This window comes from Thiomicrorhabdus sp. zzn3 (genome assembly GCF_029767755.1).
Lineage (GTDB): Bacteria > Pseudomonadota > Gammaproteobacteria > Thiomicrospirales > Thiomicrospiraceae > Thiomicrorhabdus.
In genome coordinates, this window is the sequence record NZ_JARUQS010000001.1 from 649,300 (window position 1) to 671,900 (window position 22,601).

The 22,601-nt window shown below is 45.6% G+C and carries 25 protein-coding genes and 1 tRNA gene; 13 read left to right on the forward strand and 13 right to left on the reverse strand.

The window, feature by feature from the left end:
• Positions 1 to 5: 5 nt before the first annotated feature.
• The 5 genes from QCB44_RS02945 to QCB44_RS02965 form a co-directional block, all read right to left on the reverse strand.
• On the reverse strand, positions 6 to 284 hold the full coding sequence (locus QCB44_RS02945; RefSeq protein ID WP_279407837.1) for an EscU/YscU/HrcU family type III secretion system export apparatus switch protein: 279 nt from the start codon (positions 282 to 284) through the stop codon (positions 6 to 8).
• Positions 285 to 306: 22 nt separating this feature from the next.
• Positions 307 to 582 (reverse strand): STAS domain-containing protein, encoded by a 276-nt coding sequence (locus QCB44_RS02950; RefSeq protein WP_279407838.1) that lies wholly within the window; start codon positions 580 to 582, stop codon positions 307 to 309.
• 71 nt (positions 583 to 653) lie between these two features.
• Complete coding sequence (locus tag QCB44_RS02955; protein WP_279407839.1) at positions 654 to 1,013, reverse strand: response regulator; 360 nt, start codon at positions 1,011 to 1,013, stop codon at positions 654 to 656.
• A gap of 79 nt (positions 1,014 to 1,092) precedes the next feature.
• A complete protein-coding gene (locus tag QCB44_RS02960) occupies positions 1,093 to 1,617 on the reverse strand; it encodes a chemotaxis protein CheW (protein WP_279407840.1) in 525 nt (174 codons plus the stop codon).
• Positions 1,618 to 1,757: 140 nt separating this feature from the next.
• Positions 1,758 to 2,813, reverse strand: a complete 1,056-nt coding sequence (locus QCB44_RS02965; protein ID WP_279407841.1) for a hypothetical protein — start codon at positions 2,811 to 2,813, stop codon at positions 1,758 to 1,760.
• Positions 2,814 to 2,970: 157 nt separating this feature from the next.
• On the opposite strand from QCB44_RS02965, the gene QCB44_RS02970 reads away from it, so the two are divergent.
• The 3 genes from QCB44_RS02970 to QCB44_RS02980 all read left to right on the forward strand — a co-directional run bounded on the left by QCB44_RS02970 (position 2,971) and on the right by QCB44_RS02980 (position 6,402).
• Positions 2,971 to 3,798, forward strand: a complete 828-nt coding sequence (locus QCB44_RS02970; protein ID WP_279407842.1) for a protein-glutamate O-methyltransferase CheR — start codon at positions 2,971 to 2,973, stop codon at positions 3,796 to 3,798.
• A gap of 40 nt (positions 3,799 to 3,838) precedes the next feature.
• A complete protein-coding gene (locus QCB44_RS02975; RefSeq protein ID WP_279407843.1) occupies positions 3,839 to 4,954 on the forward strand; it encodes a chemotaxis response regulator protein-glutamate methylesterase in 1,116 nt (371 codons plus the stop codon).
• 212 nt (positions 4,955 to 5,166) lie between these two features.
• On the forward strand, positions 5,167 to 6,402 hold the full coding sequence (locus QCB44_RS02980) for a methyl-accepting chemotaxis protein (protein ID WP_279407844.1): 1,236 nt from the start codon (positions 5,167 to 5,169) through the stop codon (positions 6,400 to 6,402).
• A gap of 92 nt (positions 6,403 to 6,494) precedes the next feature.
• Here QCB44_RS02980 and QCB44_RS02985 read toward each other — a convergent pair whose 3' ends face one another.
• The gene (locus tag QCB44_RS02985; protein WP_279407845.1) at positions 6,495 to 6,764 is read right to left on the reverse strand and encodes a hypothetical protein; all 270 of its coding nucleotides are present in this window, start codon (positions 6,762 to 6,764) and stop codon (positions 6,495 to 6,497) included.
• 113 nt (positions 6,765 to 6,877) lie between these two features.
• On the opposite strand from QCB44_RS02985, the gene QCB44_RS02990 reads away from it, so the two are divergent.
• Positions 6,878 to 7,210 (forward strand): YqfO family protein, encoded by a 333-nt coding sequence (locus QCB44_RS02990; RefSeq protein WP_279407846.1) that lies wholly within the window; start codon positions 6,878 to 6,880, stop codon positions 7,208 to 7,210.
• 214 nt (positions 7,211 to 7,424) lie between these two features.
• On the opposite strand, the gene QCB44_RS02995 is transcribed toward QCB44_RS02990, so the two are convergent.
• Together QCB44_RS02995 and trxB are read right to left on the reverse strand one after the other, a co-directional pair.
• Positions 7,425 to 8,117, reverse strand: coding sequence for an FKBP-type peptidyl-prolyl cis-trans isomerase (locus QCB44_RS02995; protein ID WP_279407847.1), 693 nt, complete (start codon positions 8,115 to 8,117; stop codon positions 7,425 to 7,427).
• Positions 8,118 to 8,196: 79 nt separating this feature from the next.
• A complete protein-coding gene (trxB, locus tag QCB44_RS03000) occupies positions 8,197 to 9,150 on the reverse strand; it encodes a thioredoxin-disulfide reductase (protein ID WP_279407848.1) in 954 nt (317 codons plus the stop codon).
• Between the two features lie 291 nt (positions 9,151 to 9,441).
• Here trxB and QCB44_RS03005 point away from each other — a divergent pair, with 291 nt between their 5' ends.
• The 5 genes from QCB44_RS03005 (at position 9,442) to serS (ending at position 15,940) form a co-directional block, all read left to right on the forward strand.
• Positions 9,442 to 11,991, forward strand: coding sequence for a DNA translocase FtsK (locus tag QCB44_RS03005; RefSeq protein ID WP_279407849.1), 2,550 nt, complete (start codon positions 9,442 to 9,444; stop codon positions 11,989 to 11,991).
• Between the two features lie 85 nt (positions 11,992 to 12,076).
• On the forward strand, positions 12,077 to 12,718 hold the full coding sequence (locus QCB44_RS03010; RefSeq protein ID WP_279407850.1) for an outer-membrane lipoprotein carrier protein LolA: 642 nt from the start codon (positions 12,077 to 12,079) through the stop codon (positions 12,716 to 12,718).
• Entirely contained in the window at positions 12,719 to 14,092 is a 1,374-nt protein-coding gene (locus tag QCB44_RS03015) for a replication-associated recombination protein A (protein ID WP_279407851.1), read from the forward strand.
• A 12-nt stretch (positions 14,093 to 14,104) separates the two neighbouring features.
• Entirely contained in the window at positions 14,105 to 14,485 is a 381-nt protein-coding gene (gene crcB / locus QCB44_RS03020; RefSeq protein ID WP_279407852.1) for a fluoride efflux transporter CrcB, read from the forward strand.
• 168 nt (positions 14,486 to 14,653) lie between these two features.
• Entirely contained in the window at positions 14,654 to 15,940 is a 1,287-nt protein-coding gene (gene serS, locus QCB44_RS03025; protein ID WP_279407853.1) for a serine--tRNA ligase, read from the forward strand.
• A 69-nt stretch (positions 15,941 to 16,009) separates the two neighbouring features.
• Here serS and QCB44_RS03030 read toward each other — a convergent pair whose 3' ends face one another.
• Positions 16,010 to 16,351, reverse strand: a complete 342-nt coding sequence (locus QCB44_RS03030; protein ID WP_279407854.1) for an MGMT family protein — start codon at positions 16,349 to 16,351, stop codon at positions 16,010 to 16,012.
• 130 nt (positions 16,352 to 16,481) lie between these two features.
• Between QCB44_RS03030 and QCB44_RS03035 the strand changes: the two genes are divergently transcribed.
• From QCB44_RS03035 to QCB44_RS03050, 4 genes are all read left to right on the forward strand, one after another.
• Positions 16,482 to 16,572, forward strand: a tRNA-Ser gene (locus QCB44_RS03035).
• A 195-nt stretch (positions 16,573 to 16,767) separates the two neighbouring features.
• A complete protein-coding gene (locus QCB44_RS03040) occupies positions 16,768 to 18,012 on the forward strand; it encodes an integrase arm-type DNA-binding domain-containing protein (protein ID WP_279407855.1) in 1,245 nt (414 codons plus the stop codon).
• A gap of 210 nt (positions 18,013 to 18,222) precedes the next feature.
• On the forward strand, positions 18,223 to 19,104 hold the full coding sequence (locus QCB44_RS03045; RefSeq protein WP_279407856.1) for a hypothetical protein: 882 nt from the start codon (positions 18,223 to 18,225) through the stop codon (positions 19,102 to 19,104).
• A gap of 184 nt (positions 19,105 to 19,288) precedes the next feature.
• Complete coding sequence (locus tag QCB44_RS03050; protein ID WP_279407857.1) at positions 19,289 to 19,810, forward strand: DUF6428 family protein; 522 nt, start codon at positions 19,289 to 19,291, stop codon at positions 19,808 to 19,810.
• 14 nt (positions 19,811 to 19,824) lie between these two features.
• Here QCB44_RS03050 and QCB44_RS03055 read toward each other — a convergent pair whose 3' ends face one another.
• The 4 genes from QCB44_RS03055 to QCB44_RS03070 form a co-directional block, all read right to left on the reverse strand.
• Positions 19,825 to 20,181, reverse strand: a complete 357-nt coding sequence (locus tag QCB44_RS03055) for a DsrE family protein (RefSeq protein WP_279407858.1) — start codon at positions 20,179 to 20,181, stop codon at positions 19,825 to 19,827.
• Positions 20,182 to 20,265: 84 nt separating this feature from the next.
• Positions 20,266 to 20,793 (reverse strand): alpha/beta hydrolase, encoded by a 528-nt coding sequence (locus QCB44_RS03060; RefSeq protein WP_279407859.1) that lies wholly within the window; start codon positions 20,791 to 20,793, stop codon positions 20,266 to 20,268.
• Positions 20,794 to 20,828: 35 nt separating this feature from the next.
• Entirely contained in the window at positions 20,829 to 21,110 is a 282-nt protein-coding gene (locus QCB44_RS03065) for a hypothetical protein (RefSeq protein WP_279407860.1), read from the reverse strand.
• Between the two features lie 115 nt (positions 21,111 to 21,225).
• Positions 21,226 to 22,491, reverse strand: a complete 1,266-nt coding sequence (locus QCB44_RS03070; protein WP_279407861.1) for an MFS transporter — start codon at positions 22,489 to 22,491, stop codon at positions 21,226 to 21,228.
• Between the last annotated feature and the right edge of the window lie 110 nt (positions 22,492 to 22,601).

Here is a 22,601-nt window from a genome sequence, read left to right on the forward strand (position 1 = left end):
GGGAATTAATCTGGCTTTTCAACAGGCCACTTTTCGCTTATTTGGAATGCAAAAGCAAGTACCTGGGCGACCGCTTCATACAGCACTTCAGGAATTTCCTGGTTCAATTCAACTTGGCTTAACAGTTCGGTTAGCTGGGGGTCTTGCTTAATAGGGATTTGATACTCTTCTGCCAGAGCAAGGATTTGTTCAGCGATGTGGCCGGAGCCTTTCGCAGTCACAATCGGCGCGCCTTCCCCTTCGTATTGGAGGGAAACGGCAACCTTTTCATCAAGACGAGGCATGTTTCATGCAGGTTGAAAGTAATTAAGCTAATTTTAGCGCTTCACTCAGCCCAATATTGTTGGCCGACGTCATAAACAGCTCATTGGTGTTTTGCCAGCTGATAGAGCGCTGGTTGCTTTCTGCTGTGCGAATCAGCATGAGCAATGACTGCAATCCACTAGTATCAATGGTTTCCACTGCACCGGCGTCGAAGACGATCTCTTCTCCCGTCTCCTGAATTTTTTGGTTAAGTTCGGCATAGGAGTCGTTGATGGTATGAATGGTAAGATTTTCAGGAAGGTTGATGATATCTGCCATGAGGATTACCTTTGAGAAGATCGAGTTTCAGCCTAGCCAATAGCAATGTGACCAGGCCTGTTAGAAACGGGTTAAAGGACTCGGTTGATGACCGAAAGCAGTTTTTCCGGGCTGAATGGTTTAACAATCCAGCCGGTCGCACCCGCTTCTTTCCCTTTCGTTTTCATGTCGCCAGACGATTCAGTTGTCAAACATAAAATCGGTGTGAATTTATAATTCGGCAAAGCACGCAGCGCTGTAATCAACTCTATACCATTCATGTTCGGCATGTTGATATCTGTGACGATTAAATCAAATTGAGCCTGTTTGGCGATGTTCAATGCTTCTGCACCGTCTTCCGCTTCCGTGACATCATGTCCCGCTGATTTTAGAGACATACTTACCATTTGACGCATCGACTTAGAGTCGTCTACAGCTAGAATTTTTGACATTGTTACTCTCTCACACTTTTAAATAACTAAAAATGAAATACTAAAAAATTTAAAAAGGATTGATCTTCAGTGACCAAGATTATTCTGCATTTAAGCTTTTCTTAATGGAGGCCAAGATGCCTTCGTTGATCAGTTGATTTACATTAAGAACGACCAACATTTTGTCTCCTACTGTGGCGAGGCCATTGACGTAATCGGTATGAATGGTACCGTTCATGTCTGGAGAACCTTGGATTTCAGTCGCGTTGATAGAATAGACGTCGGACACGCCATCTACCACTAGGCCGATGATTTTTTGACTGCCCGATTCATCCTCCGCGCGCAGAATGATGACAACGGTGGATTCATTATAGGTAATGTTATCCAGTCCAAAACGAACACGTAGATCGATAATAGGAACAACCGCTCCACGTAGGTTGATGACGCCCATCACATATTCCGGCGTGTTCGGAATAGCCGTGGTTTTTTCCCAGCCTTTAATTTCTTGAACCGTAAGAATATCAACGCCATACTCTTCGCGGCCTAAAATAAAGCTTAGTACTTGGTCATCGTGGTCATTCTTTTGGTTGATCTGTTCTTGAATGTTCTCAAGATTGGTGTCCATTATTTACTCGCTCGAGTTCATTAAACTATAAGGGGTAAAGTACATGATTCGAGCTTAAAGGTCTAGTCTTAAAGAAGGGGAATTTTCATTTTCTGAATAGGTATCCCCCTATTTTAAAGGAAGATAAGGGAGGTGGTGATTCAGACGCTAATGTCAATGAGGGCGACCTGAGTGGATGTTGTCGATGGGGAAGGTTTGAGTTTGGTTGTCTGAACGGTATTGACGCGCAGTCCGAGTTCTTGGAGGCGCTGTGTTAGGCTTGGAATAAAAGGAGCAATCTGGCTTTCAATTTCCTCTGTTTCATACCAAATGACGCATGTTAGATCACTCATATTCGATTGAAGGCTGAGTTTAAACGCGAGTTCTTGATGGTTTAAGTGCAGGTTCATCAGTACTTCCCAGACCTCTTCAGAGGAAGATCTGTTTTTATAGAACTTAAGTTGTACCGCGTCTAACCGACTTTCTGGGGGCAGGGGGAGTTCTAGGTTAAGCATCTGCGGGTTTTCGTATTGCTGCAGCTGCTGAATGGTGATTCGGTTGAGCGCTTGTGAAATAGCTTGCAAAGCCTTTTTCGCAGGGGAGGACTCGCCTTTTTCGGCTATTTCGGCGAGTGCCATTTGTTGCAGTTTAAATAGGATCGCTTTCATATCCTTGGTCAGCGAGTTGTTTGTTGCCGTTTGTTGGGATGAGTTTACACGATGTTCAAAAAACAAGCCGCTGTTAAGCAGAGCGTGTTTAAGCTCTCTGCCGCTTAGACTTGTGGACGGTTTTAATAGCTGTTCCACCAGTTGGTTAAGCAGGGATTGGATGGAGGCGGATAGATTCGGTAATTGGTTTAACGTTTGTACCGCCTGATGAATTGGAATTTGTTGTGCAATGTTAAGTTTATAGGCTGTTTGCAAGATGGGCTGCTGATTGGGTATTGGGCTTTGGTTTGTTTGAGTGGGGGGGCGTAAAGTCAGTACTAATGTGGGTTCAAGTTGTTTCACCAGTGCCTTAAACGTGCCGGTCAAAGCCGGTGATAATTTATGTTCCGCTACTAGGGTTTGAGTGCCTAGGGTAATTTGTGCCAGATTGCCTTTAAAGGCATGAATCTGCAAAGTCACTGTCTGACCGACTTGGAGTTTCAGCTCTCCAAGGGTTGGATTGGCTTTTATTTGTAGGCTGTCGAAGTTCAATTGCGGTATATTATTCATTGCGGTTTTTCGCCTAAATAGGCCAGCTCGATCGGAGAAGGATGACGGTAGCCAAGTTTCTTTCTTACAAACTAACATAACATTCCTTCTTTCATTGTGCCATTGGCAAAAGAAGAATAGCAACGCTGAGCGCTTGACAAATAGGTAGACGACATTAATGAACGAACGAGAGTTTACTTTTACAGACCAGGATTTTTCCCGGATTAAGAAAATAGTCTATGACTTTGCAGGAATTGATCTAAACGATTCCAAAAAAAACTTGGTTTACAATCGCTTGGCAAAACGCATTCGTTTTCTGGAGCTGCAGAGCTTCAAAGAGTACCTGAATTATGTACAGGAGCAAGGTGAAACCGAGTTTGTTAATTTGATTAATGCGGTCACGACAAATTTGACGTTTTTCTTTAGAGAAAACCACCATTTTGACTATTTAGCCAACACGGTCATCCCTCTGCTTCTCGAAACGAACAAGGCAAGCAAAAAGATTCGTATTTGGTCCGCCGGGTGTTCCACAGGGGAAGAACCGTACTCATTAGCGATTGTTCTCAAAGAATCTGTACCGCAAGGCTGGGACGCTAAGGTCATTGCAACGGACCTAGATACGAATGTGGTTGATACGGCAAGAACGGGTATCTATCCTATTGAACGTTTAAAAGGGGTTGATGAAACGCGTAAAAAGCGTTGGTTTTTGAAGGGAAGTGGAAAGCAAGCAGGCCTGGTCAAAGTCAAGTCTGAGTTACAAACCTGTATTGAGTTTGGTCAAATTAATTTGATGCACGATTGGCCCATAAACGATCCGATCGATGTGATTTTTTGTCGTAATGTTGTGATCTATTTTGATAAGCCGACTCAGGCAAGGTTATTTGATCGTTACGCAGACCTCTTGCCTGAGCATGGACACCTGTTTATTGGTCATTCTGAATCTTTGTACAAAGTGTGTGATCGTTTTGAATTGATTGGACAGACAATTTACCGCAAGGTGCGTTAAAGAGGATGAACAAGGCAAGTTATAAAGAGTTGAGCATTTTATGAAAAAAATTAAAGTCTTGATCGTCGACGATTCCGCTTTAGTTCGCAAAATGTTGCAAGAGATGTTGTCGTCAGATCCGGAATTAGAGGTCGTCGGTACCGCTTCGGATCCTTATATGGCGAGAGAAAAAATTAAAGAGCTCCACCCTGATGTGCTGACCTTGGATATTGAAATGCCGAGGATGGACGGGGTGACCTTCTTAAAAAATCTGATGCGATTGCATCCACTTCCAGTGGTCATGGTATCGACCTTGACCGAACGTGGTGCGGACATCACTTTTGAAGCGCTGGAACTGGGGGCCGTGGACTTTGTGACCAAGCCTAAAATTGATTTGGTCAATACCTTCGAGCAATATCAGGCAGAGATTTGTCGCAAGGTTAAAACGGCGGCGCGGGTTAGTAAAATAATGCTTGAACGCAAATATGCGCGGTATATACAAAATGCGCAAAAGCCTAAAGCCGCGCAGTCCATCTCAGTGACGGAAAAGTTAAGCGTAGACGCCGTTATTGAGAAAAAGAGTTTTAACCGGCGTCATTTTAAGACCACGGATAAAATTGTGGCATTGGGCGCTTCCACCGGAGGGACAGAAGCGATCAAGGAAGTGTTGATGAAATTGCCTGCCAGTGCGCCAGGTATCGTGATTACTCAGCATATTCCAGCGGCATTCAGCCAGCCGTTTGCACAACGTATGGATTCATTATCCGCAATGACAGTGCTGCAAGCAGAAGATGGACAACAGATATTGCCGGGGCATGTCTATATTGCCCCAGGAGATCGTCATTTATTGGTTGAGCGCGATGGTGCAAGATATGTCTGCCGCTTAAATGACGGCCCGCCGGTTAATAGGCATAAACCTTCGGTAGATGTGATGTTCCGTTCTGTTGTGCAGAATGTCGGTCCGAATGCGATTGGCGTTTTGCTGACGGGGATGGGAGATGACGGTGCGCGAGGGTTGAAGGAATTGCAAGGGGTAGACGCGCCTACCATTGCCCAAGATGAGAAGACGAGTGTGGTGTGGGGGATGCCTGGAGAGGCGGTTAAGTTAGGCGCCGCGGATTCCATTTTGCCATTGGAGAGTATCGCTCAGAGAATTTTGGACTATGCTGCAAAGTAAACGGAGTTAGATCAAACTGGCACATAGCCTGCTTCTGCCTTAGGGCGGGGCAGGCTTTTTTGTAACGGCCTTTTACTCGGTCAAAAAAACTTATCATTAACCAAGTTTTTTAAATGGCTTATAATCCCCCAGTTGAATGACTGCTGGATCGCTTGTGGTTCCTCAGTTAACTCGTTGATATTTAGTGCATTATTAGGTAAGGACAGTGCCTCATGCTTCAAGTAATAAAGACGTATTGGATTGCGTGGCTATTCACCATTCTAGGGGGGATTCTTAGTTTTATCGAGATTCCCTATATTGAACTTCTGAGTATGTTGATCATTTCATTGGTCTGGACACTTCAGGTGGCAAGAGTTGCCATGCCTGAGCCAAGCGATCAAGAATCCCCTGTTTCGCCTATGCCGCAAGCTGCAGCCAGTCATGCCCTGATTCCTATCACTAAAGTTGATGAGTCGTTGAAAAGTGTTGCTGAAGATTTTGACCAGGCTATTGATCATGAATCGGAAGTCATTAAAGAGGAACTGGTTCAGGTTAAAGAATTGATTGCCGAAGCGATTGAAACTTTGAATAACAGTTTTTCAGATTTGCACGACCAGACGAATGCCGAGTATAAACTGGTACTTTCACTGCTTGAAAACTTGGGCGGTGACGCAAGTTCCAAGCACATGAGTGTGCAGCGCTTCTCATCTGAAATCAAAGTGGTCTTGCAATATCTGATTGACCTGTTAACGGCAGCCAGTCAGCGTAGCACTCAGACTGTCGATAAAATCGATGATATGGTTGGACAGATCGAAGCGATCTTTACCCTGTTAGAAGATGTAAAAGGCATTGCCGATCAAACCAATTTGCTTGCTCTGAATGCGGCGATTGAAGCGGCGCGTGCCGGAGAAGCCGGTCGAGGGTTTGCCGTGGTCGCGGATGAAGTTCGTAAACTGTCATTGAATTCGAACCAATTGAATGAGCAGATTCGCAAACAAGCTGAAAAAGCGCGAGGCACGGTGGATCAGGTAAGAAGTATTGTCAGTGAAACCGCCAATAAAGACATGGAGCACGCCGTCTCTTCACAAACAAAAGTGGACGGCATGCTCCATGACTTGGAAGAGATGAATAACGGCATTTCAGAAAACCTTGGAGATGTCTCCGGGATTATCTCCGAAATCGAAGTCAGTGTTTCCAACGCCATGCGTTCTTTGCAGTTTGAGGATATTGTCCGTCAGTTGGTGGATCAAGTCATTCATCATCTGGAAAACCTGAATGAGTTTTCAGATAAGATTAATGCATTTCTTGACGAGAGTCGGACTATTCCGGTCTCTTCCGAAAGTGAGCACCAGGAACGTATCGATCAGTTAAAAATGGTGGTCGCTCAGCAGCGCCAACATATGGAAGAGTTCCGTATGAAGCGTGTACAAGCGGATAGCATGGAAGAGGGGGATGTCGATCTATTTTAAAATCGATTTGTAATCCAGTCCTTACTAAAACAAAAAGCCCTCTAGGTGATCCACTTAAAGGGCTTTTTTAATGCTTGAATAGAGCGCTGTTTTTAGGACGGCGCCATTCCCCCCATTTGGTCGTTCCAAAGACTGCCGAAAATTAAGCTGAAAAACAGTCCGGTTGCGAAAACGATATACCAGTAGCGACGTTGTTTTTTCTGCCACTCATTCTCTTCTTCGGGTCTGTCTTTAAAAAAGATAAACAGAAATCCGATTGCTGAAATAAAGCCGGCAATATTGGCAAAATAATGAATCTGAGTCAGCATGGAAGTAATGCCAAGCAGTAGAATAACAGCATAGGTGATGAGTATCGGTCTCATATCAATCCTTTTTATTTTTCATTGAAAGGTGAGCGTGCCTTTTTAGGCAATTCGCTTATTGTATTGAATTTATCCTCGTAGGGTAAAATTTTGGTCGGAGAGGGAGAGGTTAGGTGTTTAAGTTAAATGTGTTCATTCCTGAAACCCATTTGGAGGTGGTAAAGCAAGCACTGTTTGATGCGGGGGCCGGTAAGATCGGCAACTATGACGCTTGCAGCTGGCAGGTGAAAGGCGAGGGACAATTTCGTCCTCTTGAGGGGAGCCAGCCATTTATTGGTCATCAACATCAGATTGAAACCGTTACTGAATATAAAGTGGAAATGGTATGTGATGCAACGCGGATTGCCGAAGTCATTCGCGCCTTAATTCAAGCGCATCCATATGAAGAGCCGGCGTATGAAGTTTATCAGCTGGTTGATGTAAATGCCTTGAGCATGACTTCTTAAGAAGGGCGCTTATTCGATTAGTTGATGGAGTTTTATAAAAATTATTTATTTTTGAGCAAAAATAAAAATATAAGAAAAGTTTGATATAGGCAAATGATTATATTAGTATGGCTCCGTTGTTTTAACCAACACTCCTCTTGAAGAGCAACTTCATATTGACCGTATAGGTAAGCCCAGTTAATTGATTTAACTGGGTTTTTCTTTTTATAAATGCTTATTCCGATTTGTCGAATTTAATCAATTCAATCGTAAAGATTAATGTTGAGTTCGGGCCAATACGATCACCAGCACCTTTTTCTCCATACGCGAGCTCCGCAGGGATATAGACTTCCCATTTTGATCCTGCTTTCATCATCTTTAAGGCTTCCTGCCAGCCTTTAATTACGTTGCTGACCGGGAATTCGATCGGTGTTCCGCGTTCGTAAGAGCTGTCGAAGACGGTGCCATCAATCAGGCTTCCTTTGTAATGTGCGGTGATGACGTCACCGTCTTGAGGAGAAGGACCATTACCGGTTTCAATGACTTTGTATTGAAGGCCGCTGTCGGTGGTTTTAACGCCAGGTTTTTTCTTATTTTCAGCTAAAAAGTCAGCCCCGGCTTTCGCATTGGCTTCAGCCTGTTTTTTGCGAGCCTCCAGTTGCTTCTGCATCATCGCTTGTTTGACTTCATTGACCGCTGTTTGCATCTCTTCTTGGGTCAAACGAAGCGGTTTCTGGTTCAGTGCATCTTGCATCCCTGAAGTGAATGCCTCTACATCAATATTCAAGCCTTGTTTGGTAAAGTTCTTTGCCAAGTCGACGCCCAAAGTGTAGCTGGCTTTCTGTTCATTGGTTTTCAGTTGTGAATCTGCTGCCAGGGCATGATGAGTCAGGCCGAGCAACGTGGCAACCAAGAGAGTTTTTTTCATAAGAGATTTCCGTTTTTAATTAAGGTTGAACTGTGTATAAAAAAACCACCTTGGAAGGTGGTTTTTTAATTTTGCGAGATTAGCTTCCCAAGTTGTCCAGATATTTTTCAGCATCCAGAGCCGCCATGCAGCCTGCACCTGCTGACGTGATGGCTTGCTTGTAGTGTTGATCCATGACGTCACCGGCTGCAAAAACGCCAGGAATGGAGGTTTGGGTTGCATTCCCCTGTAGGCCGCTTTGCACTTTGAGGTAACCGTTTTCCATTTCCAATTGGCCTTCAAAGATGCTGGTGTTAGGCGTATGACCAATGGCAATGAATACACCGGCCACGTCGATTTCTTTGCTTTCACCGGTTTGATTGTTTTTCAAGCGAAGCCCTGTGACCCCCATGTTATCGCCCAGAACTTCTTCCAACTGACTGTTGAATTCAATCTTGATGTTGCCGTTTTCAGCTTTTTCCATTAGGTGTTTAGCCAGGATTTTTTCAGAGGTGAAGTGGTCGCGACGGTGAACAATCGTGACTTCAGCCGCAATATTCGAAAGGTAAAGCGCTTCTTCGACGGCGGTATTACCGCCACCAATCACCGCGACTTTTTGGTTGCGGTAGAAGAAACCATCACAGGTTGCACAGGCTGAAACTCCTTTCCCTTTAAAGGCTTCTTCGGATTCCAGTCCTAAATACTTAGCAGACGCTCCCGTTGCAATGATTAAGGCATCGCAGGTGTATTCACCTGCATCACCGATCAAGCGGAAAGGTTTTTGAGTGAGTTCAGCGGTGTGGATATGATCAAAAATGATTTCCGTACCAAAGCGTTCCGCATGCTTTTGCATACGTACCATTAAGTCTGGTCCCGTCAAGCCTTCCGGATCTCCGGGCCAGTTGTCTACTTCTGTGGTCGTCGTCAGCTGGCCGCCTTGCTGCATTCCAGTGACCATAACGGGTTCAAGGTTTGCTCGTGCAGCATAAACCGCAGACGTGTAACCGGCCGGACCAGAACCTAAAATCAGTAGTTTGCAATGTTTTGCAGCCATGCAGGACTCCTTTTTTATCTCTTTTTTGTGTTAAATTCTTTTCGTTTAAACCCAGTGCTTAACAACCCTAAAAAAGCGCGGCCTTGATTATGCTAAGCAGCGAAACAGCTGAGTTTGTCTGTTACGGATGTGCTAAAATTTTAGCAGTTTTTAGGGGATAAACCAGACCTTAGCGCAGACCTTAGCATGAAAAAGGTCAATCTGGCTATTATTTGCTGTTGTAGTATTTGAGCTTATTGCGAAGTTTGAAATGATTGATCCCAGCCATCAAATAGAGAAACAGATTCTTTTATGACTTTTAAGCCTGTTAAAACGTCTTCTTCTGCCGTTGAAAAAATCGATGAACATGTCGAGCCTAACCGTCTTCATTGGCTCATTAAAGACACCCTGGTATTAAGTTGCATCGGCCTGGCTTTCTTCTTGTTTATTGTGTTATTCAGCTATGAACCGGCCGATCCGGGATTTGATACCGCCGGCAATACGCATCAAATCCAAAACTATGGCGGCAAGACCGGCGCTTGGATTTCATCGATGATCCTGTATGTCTTTGGAATTTTCGGTTTTCTGATTCCATTTGGTATTTTATTGGCCGGTTGGGTGACCTTAAAAATTCGTTCCGGCAGCGATATGGATTACCTGCGCTTTGGTTTGAGCCTTATCGGTTTATTGCTGTTAATTACCGCCGGTTCCGGGCTGTCCAATCTTTATATGGATCCGAATGGCGGTTTGATTCAGCTACCCTATTCGGCCGGCGGCGTGCTCGGCTATGAATTGAGCCAAGCTTTGGTCGATTCCATTGATTTGCTTGGCGCAACGCTGTTTTTATTGGTGCTGTTTGCCATTGCATTCAGCTTGCTCACCAGTTATTCGTGGTTAACCATTATTGAGGTAACTGGGCAGTTGGCCTGGCAATTGGCTGAATGGAGCCGTGATCTCTGGGAGAACAAAGTTCAGGCGTCAGAAAAAATGAAAGGCCTTTCTTCTAATAAGGCCTCCGCTGCGGAAAACGCAACAGGCCTGTCCATTTCCAGGCGACAGGATGTTCACGCCCAACCTACGGATGAAAAGCCGTGGCAGAAATGGGTGGCGGCGATTAAGCGCAAAAATGAAAAAAGAGGTTCCTCTGCCTTGGGCGTGGAAACGACTGAAGGCGCCTTTGAGAGCACGGTGGAGCCACAGCTGCAGAGCGTCGAACAGGCTCAAGTAGAGCCTGAGCCGGAACCTGCTACAGCGGCAAAACCAGCCATTGAGGTCCCTAAGTCAAACGAGCCTAAAGTCGGCAGTCTTTCCCATGTCAAGGTGGAGAGCAAGCAGAAACCGACTTCCACCGTACCGATTGTGCAGTCCGGCGATTTACCCGGTTTAGATTTGCTGAATCCTCCGCCGGACTATGAAGAAGGCTTCTCCGAGGAGGAACTCAAGTCGCTTTCCAATCAGTTAGAGCAGCGTTTATTGGAATTTGGGGTCACCGTTAAGGTGGAATCGGTCCAGCCGGGCCCAGTGGTCACGCGTTTTGAAATCTTGCCGGCGCCTGGAGTAAAGGTCAGTCAGATCAATAATTTGGCGAAAGACTTGGCGCGCGTGCTGTCCGTTAAGTCGGTACGCGTGGTAGACGTGATTCCGGGTAAAGCGTTTGTCGGAATCGAAATTCCTAATGAGCAGCGTGAACTGGTCAGCTTCCGTGAAGTTCTGGCATCGGACGAGTTTCAGCGTTCCAAATCGCCATTGACCGTGGCGCTCGGTAAAGACATTGCCGGTAAGCCGGTGGTGGCCGATATCGCGAAGATGCCGCACTTATTGGTGGCGGGGACCACGGGTGCCGGGAAATCGGTTGGCGTCAACAGTATGATTTTGAGTCTGCTGTATAAGAGCCGTCCGGATGAAGTGCGCCTGATCATGGTGGACCCTAAAATGTTGGAACTGTCGATCTACGAAGACATTCCGCATCTGTTGACTCCCGTGGTGACGGATATGAGCGATGCCGCCAATGCGTTGCGGTGGTGTGTCTTTGAAATGGATCGCCGCTATCAGCTGATGGCCAAATTGGGCGTGCGTAATATCGCCGGATTTAACCTCAAGGTGCAAGAAGCGATTGATAAAGGCGAGCCTTTAATCGATCCGCTCTATCAGCAAGCGGCCAACTTTGGCCACGAGTTGGGCGAACAACCGCCGACCTTGGAACCATTGCCGTATATTGTGGTGGTGGTGGACGAGTTTGCCGACATGATTATGGTGGTCGGTAAAGAGGTCGAACAGCTGATTGCGCGTATTGCACAAAAAGCACGTGCGGCCGGGATTCACTTGATTCTGGCAACCCAGCGTCCCTCGGTGAATGTCATTACCGGTCTGATCAAAGCCAATATTCCGACGCGCATCTCGTTTATGGTCAACACCAAAATCGATTCGCGTACCATTCTCGATCAAGGCGGTGCGGAACAGCTTCTAGGAATGGGGGATATGCTGTTCCTACCGCCCGGTTCCGGGTCGCCGCGACGAGTGCATGGGGCCTTTATGACGGATGAAGAGGTGCATCGAGTGGCCGAGTTCATCAAGTCGCAAGGCGAACCTCAATATTTGGAAAGCATTACTCAGTCGCCAGCGGCGGAAAGTGGAGGTAATGGCGGTGATATGGGCGATGCCGAGCAGGATGCGCTGTATGACGAGGCGGCCGAATTTGTCATTCAGGGTGGACGCGTCTCTATCTCTTCGATTCAGCGCCGTTTTAAAATCGGCTACAACCGCGCTGCGCGCATTGTTGAAGCGATGGAGGCGGCCGGCTTGGTGTCTCCAATGCAGGCGAACGGTAACCGTGAAGTATTGGTGCCAAAGCCGCAAGATTAGCTTTAAAACCTGTAAACGAATGAACTAAAACTGAACAGGCCTGGTGGGATTGTGTATCGATTCAGGCCCGTAGCGGGAACAGAGAATGCAAAACAGACAAACACGATCTTGGAAAAATTTTGGTTTGAGTGTGCTGACCTCCGGCCTGGTGCTGTGGGGGACAGCCGCGCTGGCCCAGTCGGAACTGCAAACCTATGTCAACCAGCTTAAAACGTTCTCCGCCACGTTTGAGCAAATTCAACCGGATGAAGAGCGTTTCCAGCTCAACCAGTCGAGCGGCTACTTTCAGTTGCAGCGCCCGGGTAAATTGGTGTGGCATTATGAAAAACCGGAATCGCAGAAAATCGTCGTCGACGGTGTGAATCTATGGGTTCAGGACGATGATCTGGAACAGGTCACGGTGCGCCCGATAGACGAGGTCCGCTCGGAAATTCCGCTGAGCTGGTTGCTGTATGACGAGCCGATTGAAGAGCGTTTTACCATTATCGAATCCGGCAGCAAAGAAAGCATGCACTGGTTCAACCTGCAGCCTAAGGAAGCGACCTATTTTCAGAGTATTGAAATCGGCCTGAAAGACGGGCAGATGCGGGAAGTGTGGATGTATCAAAGTTCGGACAACGTCACCAAGGTGCGATTCGAAAACATTCAGTCCAACCAGCCATTGAATCCGGATGCGTTTGTTTACCGCCTTCCCGGACATTTCGATTTGATAGGTCAGCCGCAGTAAATGTCGCTCTATCAACCGTTATCGGACCGCTTGCGTCCGCAGTCGCTGGATGACTATGTCGGGCAAACGCATCTGCTGGGCCCTAACCGTGCCTTGTCGCGTATGTTCGCCAGCGGCAAACTGCATTCCATGGTGTTTTGGGGCCCGCCGGGGACCGGTAAAACCACCTTGGCACGGCTGATCGCCCAGCATTCGGATTTGCAGTTTATCAGCTTGTCGGCGGTGCTGGACGGAGTCAAAGAGGTGCGTGCCGCAGTGGAGCAGGCCAAATTGCATCGCGAGCAATTCAAGCAGGGCACGCTATTGTTTGTCGATGAAGTGCACCGTTTTAATAAAGCGCAGCAGGACGCGTTTTTACCGTTTGTCGAGGACGGTACTTTTATCTTTATCGGTGCCACCACCGAGAATCCGTCCTTTGAACTCAATAACGCCTTGCTGTCTCGGGCGCGTGTCTATGTACTTAGAAGTCTGGATGAGTCCGAGTTGCAGGAGGTGCTGCTCAGAGCGCAACAGTTGCTGTCGGACGATTTGCAGGCCTCCACCGGACAGCGTTTGCAAATTGAAGAAGGCGCACAACAGCTATTAATTCAGGCGGCCGATGGCGACGCCAGGCGAATGTTGAACCTGCTTGAACAGGCGGTGGATTTTGCCGAACCGCTAGAGCAGGAAGGGGGGGAGTCAACAGGCCTGCTCAGTTTGTCTGTGGCACATTGCCGTGAAGTGGTCCAAGGCGGCGTGCGCCGTTTCGACAAAGGCGGGGAAGCGTTTTACGACCAGATTTCGGCACTGCATAAATCGGTACGCGGTTCTGATCCGAATGCGGCACTCTATTGGCTTGTGCGCATGCTCGATGGCGGGGTGGATCCGCGTTATCTGGCACGCCGCCTGATTCGCATGGCCAGTGAAGAGATCGGCAATGCGGATAATCGTGCGTTGCAGCTCACAATTAATGCCGCCGAAGCTTACGAGCGACTGGGTTCTCCTGAAGGCGATTTGGCGCTGGCGCACGCGGCCACCTATCTGGCGGTGGCGCCAAAATCGAATGCGGTCTACATGGCGTATAAGGCGGCGTTAGCAGACGTCAAAGAACATGGCTCCTACGAAGTGCCACTGCATCTGCGCAATGCGCCGACGAAGTTGATGGCGGAACTGGATTACGGCAAAGGGTATCGTTACGCGCACGACGAACCGGAAGCCTTTGCCGCCGGTGAATGTTATTTCCCGGACGAAATGGAAGAACGCCGTTATTACCAGCCGGTGGAGCGCGGTTTGGAAATTAAAGTGGCTGCAAAGATGGCGCATCTGCGTCAGTTGAACGAGCAGGCCATTCACAAACGCCGGGATGCAAATTGGGGAAAACTGGATGAATCGTAACGGGAGTGGAGTATGACGGGGTTAAGTTGGTTAGCTGTAGCCGCGGGTGGGGCCTTGGGCGCGGTTTCACGCTTTGCCATGTCGCATCAGGTCTACCAATGGTTCGGGCGCGAGTTCGCGTGGGGAACCCTGTCGGTCAATGTGCTCGGTTCCTTTATAATGGGCTTGGTTGCGGTACTGCTGGTCGATAAATTAGGCGCTTCCAATGAATGGCGTGCCTTTATTATGGTGGGATTTCTTGGCGCCTTTACCACCTTTTCCACCTTCTCCTACGAGACTCTGCAATATATTCAGATTGGTGAATTAAGCAAAGCGGTGATGAATATCGGTGTAAGTGTCGTGGTGTGCCTGTTGGCCGTGCTGTTGGGAATGTTGATCGCTCGTCAGTTCTAAAAAATGCCGAGATGGCGTATGTTGCATGAAAGCCGTTGGCTTTACTTTTATTGCCCGCCAATGTCATGAAATCACCTGTTTAGATAGGGCATTTATTGTAGAATAAGCCACATTTAAAACGCCCATTTGTGGCAACAAGAATTCGAATTAATCAATACGAGAACCAGAATGTTAGACGCAAAGTTACTGAGAACCGAACTGGACACCGTCGCGGCCAAACTGAAGACCCGAGGTTTTGAACTGGATACCGCGCAGATCGAAGCGTTGGAAGCACAGCGTAAAGAGTGGCAAGTCAAAGCGCAAGATCTTCAGGCCGAGCGCAACAGCCGTTCCAAGGAGATCGGTAAGGCCAAGGCACAGGGTGAGGATATCGCGCCGTTGTTGGCCGAGGTTGCCAATTTGGGTGACCAGTTGGAAGCGGCTAAAACGGCGTCGGAAGAGGTTCAAGCACAGTTGGAAGAAATTTATGCTGGGATTCCAAATCTTCCGCATGAATCAACCCCAGTGGGCAGCAATGAAGACGATAACGTCGAAGTGCGCAAGTGGGGCGAGCCGATCCAGTTTGATTTTGAAATTAAAGACCACGTCGATCTGATGGAGGCACGCGGTTGGTATGACAATGACGCTGCGGTGAAAATCGCCTCTTCACGTTTCTCGGTACTGAAAGGACCGGTTGCCAAGCTACAGCGTGCGTTAACTCAATTTATGCTCGATACCCATGCCGAAAACGGTTACGAAGAAGTGTATGTGCCCTACATCGTCAATCAGCACAGCTTGCGCGGCACGGGACAGTTGCCAAAATTCGAGCAAGACCTGTACAAGCTTGGCAAACACGAAGAACACGACACCAACGACCGGGATCTTTATCTGATTCCAACCGCTGAAGTGCCGATTACCAACCTGTTCCGCGATGAAATCATCGATGAAGAGCAGTTACCGATCAAGCTGGCCGGACACACGCCTTGTTTCCGTTCCGAAGCCGGTTCTTACGGGCGCGATACCAAAGGATTGATCCGTCAGCACCAGTTTGAAAAAGTTGAGATGGTTCAGTTGGTTCATCCGGAAAAATCGTATGAAGCCCTGGAAGAGTTGACGGCACAGGCTGAACTGATTTTACAGAAATTGAATCTGCCATACCGAGTCATGACTTTGTGTACCGGAGATATCGGTTTCTCATCTGCCAAAACCTATGATTTAGAAGTTTGGTTGCCGGGGCAGAACGCGTATCGCGAGATTTCTTCTTGTTCAAACTTTGAAGACTTTCAGGCGCGTCGCTTAATGGCCCGTTTCCGTTCTGGACAAGAAAAACCGCAACTGGTGCATACGCTTAACGGTTCCGGTTTGGCGGTAGGGCGTACCTTGGTCGCGGTATTGGAAAACTATCAGAACGCGGATGGCACGATTACCGTACCGGAAGCATTGCGTCCTTATCTGGGCGGTATCGAAACTCTGTAACTCTATCTTAAAACGGACAGGCCTGTTCAAACTCAACAGGCCTGTTGAGTTTTTCTTAGCTTGTTGTTTTTAGTTATCGGTAAACACAAAACAGATCTCATCTAAATTGACGATACGTCCGTCTGTTACCTCAACGCCTTCCTGTTTTAATAAGGCCTCTTTCCTTTCTTGTCCTAAGGCATAGCCGCCTAATTCCCCATTGCTTTTCACCACTCGATGACACGGCACTTCAATCAGATTAGGATTGGCTGACAACGCTTGACCCACCGCTTGGTAAGATCGGCAGTGCAACGCCTCAGCCAGTGCTTTATAGGTCGTCACCTGACCGCACGGAATTTTCATTAACAACGCGTAACAGTGCTTCTGAAACAGGCTGATGGAAGGGGGGTTGGTAGCAGTTTTAGATTTCATGAGTAGCTGATTTGCGGAAAATGGGCACGGTTAAAGGTTTTTGAATTATTCGCTCAAAATTTTACAAAAATATGACTTAAATGCCTTGCAAAAAACTCTGAGCCCTCTATAATACGCCCCATCAAACAAAGGTGGACTGGCTGAGTGGTTGAAGGCGGCGGTCTTGAAAACCGTTGTAGGTTAATAGCCTACCTGGGGTTCGAATCCCTAGTCCACCGCCATATTCTTAAATTAACCCGCATTACGCGGGTTTTTTTATGCCTCTAGAAACGTAAAATCAATAACTTAGCTGTATTTTGCGCTATTATCGGGTATTATTTGTATTACCACTGCTTATAAAAATGGGGTTAAGATTGGGGTTAATGCTCTGAGTTAACCCCAATGCATGTAAAGCGTTAACCCCAGGAGGTGTTCTAATGCTTACCGATACAGCGCTAAAAGCTCTCAAACCTAAAGAGAAAATTTACCGCAAGGCCGACAGCGAAGGACTGCAGATTGAGGTACGAACTACCGGCCGTAAATACTGGCGGTTCAAATATCGCTTCAATGGAAAACAAACGCTCTTAGCTTTGGGAGAATATCCCGCAGTAGGGTTAAGGCAGGCCAGAGACCTGAGAGACCAGGCAAAAGCACTTCTGGCTCAAGGCATAGACCCCAATCAACATAAGAAAGAACAAAAGCAAGCGAACAAAGCTGCTGAAGTCGATAGGATTATAGAAGAGAGCCGGCTTAACTTTACGCAACTGTTTGAACAGTGGCACTCACATAATAGTGAGAGTTGGAGTTATGCTCATTCAAAAGACATTCACGAACGGATCGAAAAACATCTGCTGCCAACACTTGGCAATTTATCCGCAGATGACATTAAACCGAAAGACCTGATTAGAACACTCAAGCGATTAGAGGAAGCCGGTACTCTGGAAACCCTGAAAAGGGTTAAACAATATGCCAGCCGTATTTTTCGTTACGGTGTCGGAATGGGGCTTTGTGATCGAGATCCAACTCGCGACCTCCCAAACGACATTTTCAAAAAACAGGAAAAAGGCAATTACCCGCATTTAACGGGCAGGGCTGATCTCCACCAGCTTTTAAACGCCATTGATTCCTATGTTGGTGACTACAGCACCCAAATTGCTCTTAAACTCGCACCACATCTGTTTTTAAGGCCCAATGAACTAGCTGGCCTGCGTTGGGATGAGGTGGATTTAAAACACAGTTTAATTACTATCACTGCACAAAGAATGAAGATGAAGCGTCCACATCTGGTACCGCTATCTAAACAATCCCTGGAAATGATTAAACAAATGCGTAATTTCAGCACCGGGGATTTTGTTTTTCCCAGTCCGCGAACCCAAAGCCGCCCGATCAATGAACAGAGTTTAAATGCTGGGCTGCACCGGATCGGATTTAAGGGACGGCAAACAGCCCACGGTTTTCGACATACTGCCAGCACCCTTTTAAATGAAATGGGGTTTAATTCCGATCATATCGAAAAACAGCTAGCTCATGAGCAGGTAAACAAAATACGCGGAACCTATAACAAAGCTGAATATTTACCGGAAAGGGTCAAGATGATGCAGGTTTGGAGTGATCATTTGGATGCCATTAAATCCGGTGGTGATGTGGTTTCTATTTACAAAAAAGACTCGTCCCGCCATTAGTACGTTTAATTTTTACAGGGACGGACGGGACGAGAGGGACGGTCCCCGTGGTTACAGGGTTTTAGCCGTCCCGTTTTAGGTTTTTACCAAAGGGACAATAGGGACGGGCTCCCAAAAAGACAAAATTGGCACGGTCTAGAACAGTCGGCTTATTCATCCCTAGCCATGCCATGCTTTTTTCATGTGGATATATTTAGAGGGGGATACGAAGTGTTATTACCATTACCTGAAAAACCCAACATTCCAATAATTCTGAACGAGTTTTCGAAACTTGGTGATGATGTGTTTGACTCGCAGTCTGCCAGGATATGTCAGTATGTCAATGAAGGTCTTTTGGAACTTTATTTTGATTACTCTGGCATGTCTTTTTATCGTTCAATTTACCTTGTTGAAGCCCTTGCTAATTTGGTTGATTTCAAATTTGATTCTAAGAAGGAATTGGATTCGTTTGTTGATGAGTTTAGACAATTTGAAGAATTACTGAATGAAAGAAATTTAGATATTAATGTCCATGACTTTGAGTTGTCGGAATTTATACATAAACGATTGCCTCTAGATTATGGGTTTTTCAATACAAAGCCCTTAACAAACCAGGTGGGTACTATTGGCAATCTTGGTAATGGAAGAATCAGTTTGGTTAATCTTGATAGAGTCTTAAGAGTTGGAGTTTCTATAAGAGTTGGGCAAATAGAAGAAATAACTCAAGACCATATTTTATTTGGCATAGATTTTAGTGCGATTAGATTTACACCATATCAAGATCGAGAAAATGGGGGGCTTGAAGTACTAATGAATTTTAAAATGCCATTGTCAGAAGTTTATACCAACAAACTAAGTTTGGAACTTCTTTTAGGAATAAAAAGTCCAATAATTGAACAAGTCAAACCAGAGTTTCAAGACATTGAAAACAAATATTATTCCAGAGAGTTAGATATTTCAGTGAAAGCCCATCAGGCTGTTTTTAAAGGCGGCTATGGTAATCAAAGACATGCATTAACCACCAGAATTAGGACATGGTTAGAAGAAAATTATCCAGATGAATCCGACGCTTTTTATAGAAGGGTTGTTACAGTAGTGAATCCTAAAAAATAGGGGTGTGTGGGTATTACTGGTCAAAATAACATAGTGTTGCTGTAACAATTTCCCCAGTAATTGCTGTTTTACCCTTCCCATAAATTGCTATTTATTTGGATCCACTTTGAACTAAATTAGCTCCCACCGGTAAATAAAAATATAATATTTGAGGAAAAAAATAATCTTTTGAACGAGGTGTTATATGAAATTTCATTTATTTCACGAATTAATGAGAGAAGCATCAGACCTTTCAATCAAATTTATATTGCCTGATGGACGTGCGATTCCTACACAATTTCATATAACTGATATTGGAGTGATCAGCCGTAATTTGATTGATTGTGGTGGTGTTACGCGACATGAACAGGCTGTTCATTTTCAACTATGGTTAGGTGATGATTTAGATCACAAACTGACTAGCTCAAGGGTATTGAAAATTATAGAACAGAGTCAGAGTGTATTGAACTCTGGTGAAAGTGAATCGGTAGTCATAATTGAATATCAAGTAGAAGTTGGTGAAATGTCATTGTTTGCACTATTTGAGATTATTGATTATAAAAAGACAGGTACACAACTGGTATTTTATCTGGATAGTGTGAAAACCAATTGCCTTGCTGCAGATAGAGCGAGACAAACCAGCTCATCTTGTTGTAATGCAACTAGCTTAGATACGGGGAAACAGACTTGTTGTGCAACTTCAAAAGATACAAATGGTTGCTGCTAGTTGGCTGAAAAATATTATAAATTTATGACCTTGTCGCTACTTGTCACCCAGTTAGATAGGTCTTTCATAGTAGATTTGTCAACGCCGAGAATATATGGCTTGTTTTTATATATGCCGCAACGCGACATACAGGTTCCACAAGCTTTTATTTTAACTCCTTTTTCAATAAGATTATTCAGAATGGAGACCAGGTCTTGATCATAGGTTTGATTGTCAAGATTTATGTCTCGGACTAAATCAACCGCATCATTCATAATAAATATTCTGACTTCATGATTATCTTCATGTAATTGGTTAGCTAACCTCAGACCATTCCAAGTGACATCAGTACCATCATAAGGCTCTTTATTGAAAATCAAGAGTACTTTCATATAGCCTCCATTTGCTGAAAACAAGTAAGAACACTTTCCTCCCACCTTTGATAAGAAAGGGCGGGAGGATTGAAAAAGTTAAAGTCAGTTAGCTTGAATAAATTCCACAACGGCTGTCGCCATATCTTCATTCGCAAAATCAAGAAAAAGGTGGTCAGCATCTTCTAGCATCAAGCTCTTTACCTTCCCCGAATCCACAAGAGGTGTGATTTTTTCTGGAAGGTCAGGCACGACAGTATCTGCACTTCCCATAATCACCAATGTCGGCTTTTTAATATTTTGCAAAACTGTAGGTGTGTCAAACTGTGGTTTTGGATCATAGTAATCAACAAATGATGCCGCAGTTACCTGAGCTTTTTTCAAAATTGGGCTAAGCGGCTTACCGTATTTATGTTCATACTCATTAGCAGACTGCTGCTTACCGGTAGCCGGTGCAATCAATACCACATCTTTAATTGCATCACTGTCATGCTCGGCCGCATACCACGCAGTCTGATTACCACCACGCGAATGTCCCATGAGAGTGACTTGTTTAGTGCCTTGCTTCTTTAACCAATTTAGCCAAAAATCAATCTCTTTAAGCGCATCAGTATGTTTATGAGTGTGTGGCACCGCACAATCGTACTCGCCGTGTCGATCATTCACACCTAGGAAAGGTTAATCGCAAGCGAGCTAACACCTTGTGAAGCTAGATTTTTTTGTAGTTGTGCATAGGTGGAACGGTCTTTATGCGTTAATGTGCCATGTGTTAGCAATACCATTTCATCGCCATAGCCTTTTCCGTCCGCCATCATTAAGTTCGCGTTGACCATTAGGTCATTGTAAGTTTGCTTAATCTCTTTCATTTCTGTCGCATGGGCTGAGAATGCAGACAGCAGTAGCTGCATACCTAACAAGAATGAAAGAAAAGATGTCGATGTCTTTTTCATAACCTATCTCCTTTGATTGGGATAAAAACCATGCCTTATCAACGATAAGGGCTTTATGTTAAAAATTATACATATAAGTATTCAAAAATCTTTATCAGCCTAAGTTTATAAACTGTTACGCCTCATTAGGTTTTAACGCAAGTTTGACCCACAGGCCGGACAATAACATCATTACGCCCACGAAATAGAAAGGCCAAATAACGGATTCGGTATAGTAGGCCAAGGCTCCCATGAGTAAAGCACCAGCCGCATAACCAAAATCACGCCAAAAACGATAAATTCCCAAAATGCTGGCTCGCCATTTAGGCTCGCTCACATCCGCCACGGCTGCCCCCAGTGTTGGGTAGAGCATGGCCATTCCAAAGCCCATTACAGCCGCCAATAATGACCATGCCCAAACGCTTTCAACCCAAACAAATAAGATACTGCTGATTCCGCAGAGCCAAAAGCCTCCTACGATTAACCCGCGGCGTCCCCATTTGTCTGATAGAGGTCCGGTAATCAACTGTGATGCACCCCATACCACACCATAAACAGCTATAATTGCGCTGGCTTGAATTAGAGTTTGAGCTTGACTCATTAAGAATACCGGCATAAAAACCCATACCAGTGCATCAATGAACTTCTCTACAAGCCCTGCCTGATTGAGTGCTACAAGTTCTCTTTGTTTAAATGTGGCATAAATCATCATACTTTTCAGTGAAACCGACTCATTACTGACAGTTTCGCCTTTAGCTGCCAAGGCCTCTCGGTGAACTTCTTGATGCAATTTTGACCATGGGTGAGTATCGATTACTTTCCACAATGCCAGAAATAACCCAAGACCGATGACAACTAATCCGAATCCGAGTAATGCTTCGCGAGCGCCATATTGTTCCGCTAAATAGGCCGTAATCCATCCAGCAATACCCACTGCTGCGTAACCTGAGAATTCGTTAAATCCGTTGATCAAACCTTTCTGGCTTGCTTTTGCCAAATCCAGTTTGCTGTTAAGAGACATTGACCAACACAAACCTTGGTTAAGCCCGAGAAAAACCATCGCCCACAATATCCATTCCCACGATTGTGCGTAAAAAATTAGAAGTGGGACTGGTATAGCTAGAAGCCAACCCGCAATCAATAAACGGCGACGGCCAAAACGGTCACTAAGATGACCGGCCAGCAAATTCATAATGGCTTTAACAAGCCCAAAGATCACGACAAACAAAGCCAGACTCATAAAAGCTTGTGCTGCAAGTCCAAACTCACTTTCCGCAAGTCCCGGCACAACAGTCCGGGTCATTCCAATGGTTAGGCCAACAAGAAATACTTGTATTAACTGCTGAATGACTTGTTGTAGGTTCACATGGATACCATGCTGGACGTTTGAAGTAAGGGACATGTGTTACTCCTGAGAGAAATATAATTCAACTGAATGGTTGAATAATAAAGTTATTTATTAAATAAAGCAAACCAAGAGACTTTTTTTCTCCCTAAAAGAATTGATGAAGA